Origin of the sequence: Streptomyces sp. NPDC026673 (assembly GCF_040638135.1) — a bacterium.
Taxonomy (GTDB): domain Bacteria; phylum Actinomycetota; class Actinomycetes; order Streptomycetales; family Streptomycetaceae; genus Actinacidiphila.
The window spans coordinates 37437-43790 of sequence record NZ_JBEZXR010000072.1 but is presented as its reverse complement, the minus strand read 5'-3'; the positions used below and the strand labels follow the sequence as shown (position 1 = coordinate 43790).

The following is a 6354-nucleotide window of genomic DNA, read 5'->3' as shown; positions in this document are numbered from 1 at the left end:
GTCCGCACTCCGGTGCGGACCACGGCACGGGCGTCACTCCGTACGGAGCGAGGTCAGCGGCACCTGCAGCGCCATCACCTCGCTGCCCCGCCCGGCGGTCCAGCCGCGGCCCGCGTGGGGTGCGACCCGTGTGATGGCGTGCGGGAGCCGTACGCCGATCAAATCCCCCTCGGTGATGCTCTTCGGCCCCAGCAGCAGCCCGCGGCGGGCCTTGCGGGCGCTGGACATCCAGCCGCTCATACCGCCCTGGATACCGTCGGCGGTCGCGGCGTAGACGAGGCCGAGGCCCTGGTCGCGGCCGGACACCGTGATCTCCTTGAGGAGTTTGTCGGCGCCGGACATCGACAGCAGGTCGGCGTCGTCGACCATCACCACCCGGGGTCCGGGCAGCGCGGCGAGCGCCGAGCGCACCGCCTCCTCGGTCGGCTCGGTGTCGGTGATGACGCGGACCGTGGTGTGCCGGCTGAGCCCGCGCAGCGGGGACTCGCGCGGGGTGAGGACGACCAGTGAGGTGCCGCCCGCGAGCAGCGAGACCGCCAGCGAGGCGAGCGTGTTGCTCCGTCCTGAGCCGGTGGGGCCGATGACGCCGAACACCGCGGACGCCCCCGCGAGGTCCACACCGACCGGCTCCGCCTCGTCGCCGCCGATGCCCAGCAGGCCCCACAGGGGGCGCCGCTGCTCGGCGGGCACCTTGTCGTAGACGTCGGCGAACTCCGCCGACCGCGGCAGCGAGGCCACCGAGAAGGGGCGCCGTGCCTGCGGCACCCGCGCGTCGCGCTTGAGCGCGGCGGCGCCGATCTTGCGGAGCGCCTCGACCTGCTCGGTGCCACCACCCGGGGCGAGCAGCGCGACCTGGGTCTCGGTACCGGTCAGGACGTGCCAACCGCGGCCCGGCGGGATGTCCGCGGGCAGTTTGCCGGGCTTCATGCCGATGGTCTGGACGTCGGAGCGGTCGCCGGGCCGCAGCAGCAGCCGGTGGTCGTTGTGGGCCGCCATGCGGCCGCCCAGCAGGGAGCGTTCCGAGGTGCCGACGAAGTGGATGCCCGCACCGGCACCCTCGCGGACCAGGCGGACCATGTCCTGGTACATGTGGGTGTACTCGTGCTCGTCGAGCATGGCCGACAGGGCGTCCCAGCCGTCGACCAGCAGCAGGATGTGCGCGGGGCGCTCCGCCTTCGGCAGCGCCTTGCGCAGTTCGCCGATCCCGGTGGCGTTGTGCTGCTGCGCGAGTTCCTGGCGGTTGACGAGCTCCTGGTTGAGGCGGCGCAGCAGCCGCTCCAGCCGTTCGGTGTCGTGCCGGGGGACGACGGCACCGGTGTGCGGGAGCGTGGTGAGCGCGGCCAGGCCGCCGCCGGCCGCGTCGATGCCGTAGAGGTGCACGTCGGCGGTGCTCTGGTGGCGGGCGGCGGAGCCGGCCAGGGTGCGCAGCACCTGGGTGCGGCCGGACCGGGGCGCGCCGATCACGTACAGGTGGCCGAAGCTGCTGAGGTCCGCGGCGGCGACGTGGCGCTGCTGCAGCTGCGGCACGTCCTCCAGGGCGTACGGGATGAGCAGGCGTCCCTCGCGGACGGGGTTCATCGCGTCGAGGTCGTCGAGCAGGACCCGGCGCTCCAGCGCGGGCAGCCAGGGGCTGGGCTGGGGGGTGTAGTCCTCCAGCCGGTCCACGGCCGTGCGGATCTCGTCGACCAGGACCTGCAGATCGGTGGGGGCGGGCGCCTGGGCGCTCTGGGTGAGGACGGTTTCGGACGCCACCGGGGCCGCGGCCCGCCCGAGCGCGTCCCAGGACAGCGCCGACGCGACGACGGGCTTGCGGGCGCCGCTGTCGGCCTCGGTCTCCTCCTCGGTCCGCGGCCGCGGCCGCTCGGCGCCGACCCAGGCGGTCTGGAAGGGCTCCGCGGACTTCGGGCCGCGCCGCACCAGGGCGCGGCCGGGGGTGGTGGCGGAGATGTCGACGGCGTCCGTGACGTCGATGACGTCCTGGCTCTCGGACTGGTCGGTGACCCGCAGCGCGATCCGGAGGTTGGTGTTGGCCCGGATGTCGGCGGTCACCACACCGGCGGGACGCTGGGTGGCCAGGACCAGGTGGATGCCGAGCGACCGGCCGCGCTGGGCGATGCTGATGAGGCCGGGCACGAAGTCCGGTACCTCGCGCACCAGGGTGGCGAACTCGTCGATGACCAGCAGGAGCCGGGGAAGCGGCGCGAGCGAGGGGTCGGCCGCGCGCTTGGCCTGGTACTCGGGGAGGTCCTTGGCGTTGGCGGCGGCGAGCACGTGCTCGCGGCGCATCAGCTCGGCGCCCAGCGACTCCAGGGCACGTTCGACCAGGTGCGCGTCGAGGTCCGTGACCATGCCGAGGGTGTGCGGGAGCTGCGCGCACTCCTTGAAGGCGCTGCCGCCCTTGTAGTCGACGAGGACGAAGGTCAGCTCGTCGGGCCGGTTGGCGGCGGCGAGGGAGGCGACGAAGGTCTGCAGCAGTTCGGACTTGCCGGAGCCGGTGGTGCCGGCGACCAGTCCGTGCGGGCCGTCCTGGACGAGGTCGAGGGAGAACGGGCCCTCGAAGCCGCTGCCGAGCACGAACGACGTGGTGGAGGGGCGGGACCGCCAGCCCTCCAGGATCGTGTCGGCGCTGGGCGGTTCCTGGCCGAGCAGGTCGAGCAGCTTCACGCGCTGCGGCAGTCCCGCGTCGTGCTCGGGGCTGACGTCGCGGACCGGCGCCACGGCGCGCGCGACCTGCTCGCACCACTCGGGCGTGACCTGGTCGGCGCGGACCGCCGGGACGTCGGGCGTGCCGGGGCGCTTGACGGTGAGCCGGCCGGCCTCGGCGAGCACCACTCCGGTGCTCTCCTCGGGCAGCAGCCGCTCCTGTTCGTCGAGGCAGACGCTGAAGACACGCGCGGCCGGGCCCTCGGTGAGGACCTGGACCATGCCGGGGACGTCGCGCAGCCGCCGGGCTCCGTCGGCGATCACCAGGATGTCGGGGCCGATGAGGGCGGCGTTGCGGTCGTGGTTCGAGGCCCGCTTGCGCACCTGGATCTGCGCGACCAGTTCCGAGACGCGGGCCGCGGTGGACTCGGGGTCGTTGCCGATGAGGACGAGCGGGCCGCCGGGCGCCGCGGGCCGCACGTGCGGGAGCCAGCGCACCCAGGCCCAGTCGTCGGCGCGCCCCGGCTCGGTGAGCAGCACGATCCGCAGGTCGCGGGGGCTGTGCAGGACGGCCGCCTGCACCGCCATCCAGCGGGCGAGCGGCTGCACCTCGGCCGCGGGGCCCGCCACGCCCACCACGCCGTGGCCGGTGAGGTCCACGCCGATCGGCGCGTCGGGGATGTTCCAGCGGATGGTGCGGTGGTTCTCGTCGCGCGCGGGGTCCTCGAGTTCGCGCAGCGAGGGCTGGTCGGCGGTGCCGAGGCGCAGGACGAGGTGGTCGGGGTCGTGGCGGCGCCGCTCCCACAGCCGGCTGCCCGGCCCGGTGGCCATCAGGGCGACGGCGGCGGGGTCGGGGCCGGTGACGTGGCGTACCCGGCGCTCGCGGGCGACGGCCTCGCGGACCCCGTCCTCGACCACGACGCGCCGCCGGTTGTACTGCCGGTCCGCCTCTTCGTAGTCCTTGCGGGCGGTGCGGCGGCCGGTGACCCAGTTGGAGACCATCATCATCGGGCCGAGGGCGATGAAGGCCACGAAGTAGTACGACTTGAAGATGGCGACCATGAGAAAGCCCATGATCACCGGGGCGATCATCATCGCCGCGGGGAAGGGCCGCTTGGCCGGGGCCGAGGGCGGCGAGGGCAGCCGGACGCGCTCGCCGTCCAGGTGCGGGGCGATCCGCGGCGGGCGGTTGTAGTCGATGCCGAAGCCGTCCGCGGACTCGGTGACGGCGGCGTCCGGCTCGACCGGCGCGCTCATCCGCAGCAGCACGGAGCCCACGGTGAGGTCCTCGCCGGGCCCCCACGGGACCGGCTGCTGGCCCGGGGCGGCGGTCCGCTCGGTGGTGACCCGCTGCGGGCGGGTGCGGCGCAGCGCGGTGACCGCGTCGTCCGGCGGGGGCGCGGCGACCCGGCCGCGCACCTCGTCGCCGGGCGAGGTGCGGGTGCGGTGCCAGTGGGCGGAGCCGTCGGCGCCGACCGTCACCCACAGCCCGCCCTCGGGGACGCCCTGGCCCTCGACGCGGATCGCGCACAGCGGTCCGGAGCCGATCTCGTGACTGCCGAACCCGAGCAGCCAGGTGCGCCCGGCCTGCGGCCCGGAGACCACGTGGACCTCGGCGAGCACCGGGCCGGCGTCGGTGTCGGCGCCGGCCCGTACCCGGTCGGGGTCCGTGCCGGCGGCGCCGAGGCCCAGGACGCCGCCTTCGCGCAGTCCCGCCGCGGTCACGGGCGCGTCCGGGTCGAGCCGGCGGCCGTCGAGGTAGAGGTCGCGGGCGCGCGTCCCGTCCACGGCCTCGGCGAGGTCCGCGACGGTAGTGCGCGGGGGCAACCCTACGAGGTGGTCGCGGCGCGCACCGTCCGCGCCGTCGACGGTGGTGATGGTGAGGTTCACGGTCTTCCCAGTTCGGGCGTCACGAGGACGAGGAGCGTGCGGTGGCGGCGGAGACGCCCGCCGGTCCGAATGCGGTCGGCTCGGCGAGGTCGCCGTCCTCGTCGCCGTGTTCGGTGGCGGCGGGGGCGGGGGCCGGGACGGTGGCGGTCGGGGCCGGGGTGGGCTCGGGACGGGGGGCGGTCGCGGAGACGGCCATGGCGGTGGGCGAGAGCCCGGTCTCGACGAGGTCGTCGTCGGCCGACGGCGTGCCGAGGGACTTCGGCGGACGCGGACCGGCGCCACCGTCGTCCCCGGGGACGGGAGGCAGGGTGCGTACCAGCCGGGCGACGGCGCGGGCCAGGGGCAGCGCGTCGACGGTGAGGGCGGGCGGGCCGCCGTGCAGGCGCAGGTGGCCGTCCCGGTCCGCTTCCAGGATCAGGGTGGTGTGGTGGGCCACGCCCAGGGTGAGCAGGCGCACGCCGGCCGGCCGGTTGCGTTCCGGTGCCTCGGCGCTGACGGCGTAGCCGGTGCCGGGACCCTCGTAGACGTCGGTGGGGCCGTCGTGCCGGGGGTGCACCCCGGCGCCGACCACCACGCGACCGGCGGGGAGGCGGGCGTCGAGCTGGGCGGCGAGGGCCTGGAGGACGGCGCGGGCGGTGCGGCGTTCACCGGTGACGGAGACCGCCGGGGGAACCGCCGTCAGGTCGAGGAGCACCGCGTCGGCGCCGGCCCTGCCGAGGCAGACCAGCACGGGGGCCTCGCCGCCGTGCCCGGTCCCGGGTTCGGTGCCGAGGTCGGCGCGGCCGATCCACCACAGTCGCGGTTCGGCGGCGTCGCGGGCCCACGGTTCGGGCAACGCGCCCTCGCCGTGGCCGTGGGCGACGTAGACGCCGACGACGTCGGTGCCGAGCAGCACCGCGTACGGCCGGGCGCCGGGACGTTCGGCGGCGGCGCGGCGCAGCGCGGTCGCGGCGTCCGTCCAGCCGGAGGTGTCGCGGAGCAGGCGGGCGAGCACCCGCAGGCCGCTGCGGTGTCGCAGTTGCGTGCGGACGGGCGCGGCGAAGGCGCGGGCGGCCGTCGTCAGCTCGCGCACGACCCGGCGGCGCAGCGCGCCCCAGCCGCCCTTGCGGCGGACGAGCCAGTGCGCCACGACGACGACGAGGATCAGAAGTCCGACGAGGCCGATCAGCCGGAACCACCCGGCGGCGGCGCTCACGCGGCGGCCCCGTTCAGTCCGCGCCGCTCCAGCTCCGCGCGCAGCGCGCGCACGCCGTGGTGCGTGCGCGACTTGACGGTGCCCCGCGGCACGCCCATCTCGGCGGCGGCGTCCGCTCCGGTCTGGTCCAGCACGTGCACCCGGACCACCGCCTCGCGGTGGGCGGGCGGCAGGGCGCTCAGCGCGGCGAGCAGGACCGAGCGGTCCTCGACGAGACCGGCGTGGTCGCCGGAGTGCTCGAGCGCCGTCCCCGCGAAGTCCGCGGCGGTGATGCCGACGGGCACCGCGCGGTCGCGGCGGCGGTGGTCGACCACGAGGTTGCGGGCCACGCGGAAGAGCCACATGCGGACCGGCCGCTCGTGCACGTCCAGCCGTCCGGCCCGCTGGAGCGCGCGCAGCAGGGTCTCCTGCAGGACGTCCTCCGCGGCATGGACGTCACGCCCCATGAGACCGGTGACGAACCGCCGCAGGCTGTCCCGCTCGGCAATGATCAGGCTGGCGACAGCACTGCGCTCGTCGGCGCCGCCGGTGTCGTGCCCCGCGAGGGCCGCGGCCTCGTCCTCACGGCACTCGGACTCGTTCACACACATGGAGCAAAGATTAAGCTGCTGAACGAGATGCTCCGA

General features: G+C 75.7%; 3 protein-coding genes. All 3 read right to left on the bottom strand.

What is annotated here, in order from left to right; translation table 11 throughout:
- Positions 1-33: 33 nt before the first annotated feature.
- Genes AB0F62_RS33910 through AB0F62_RS33900 form a run of 3 tightly spaced genes read right to left on the bottom strand, consistent with a single transcriptional unit; the run spans position 34 to position 6318 of the window.
- Complete coding sequence (locus AB0F62_RS33910; RefSeq protein WP_361808358.1) at positions 34-4533, bottom strand: FtsK/SpoIIIE domain-containing protein; 4500 nt, start codon at positions 4531-4533, stop codon at positions 34-36.
- Between the two features lie 19 nt (positions 4534-4552).
- The gene (locus tag AB0F62_RS33905; RefSeq protein WP_361808355.1) at positions 4553-5728 is read right to left on the bottom strand and encodes a hypothetical protein; all 1176 of its coding nucleotides are present in this window, start codon (positions 5726-5728) and stop codon (positions 4553-4555) included.
- On the bottom strand, positions 5725-6318 hold the full coding sequence (locus AB0F62_RS33900) for a sigma-70 family RNA polymerase sigma factor (RefSeq protein WP_361808352.1): 594 nt from the start codon (positions 6316-6318) through the stop codon (positions 5725-5727). The genes AB0F62_RS33905 and AB0F62_RS33900 overlap by 4 nt, the downstream gene beginning before the upstream one ends.
- Between the last annotated feature and the right edge of the window lie 36 nt (positions 6319-6354).

What these genes read in the sequence shown, in the direction of transcription:
- AB0F62_RS33900 (WP_361808352.1), bottom strand. Translation starts at nt 6,318, where the DNA reads ATGTGTGTGAACGAGTCCGAGTGCCGTGAGGACGAGGCCGCGGCCCTC.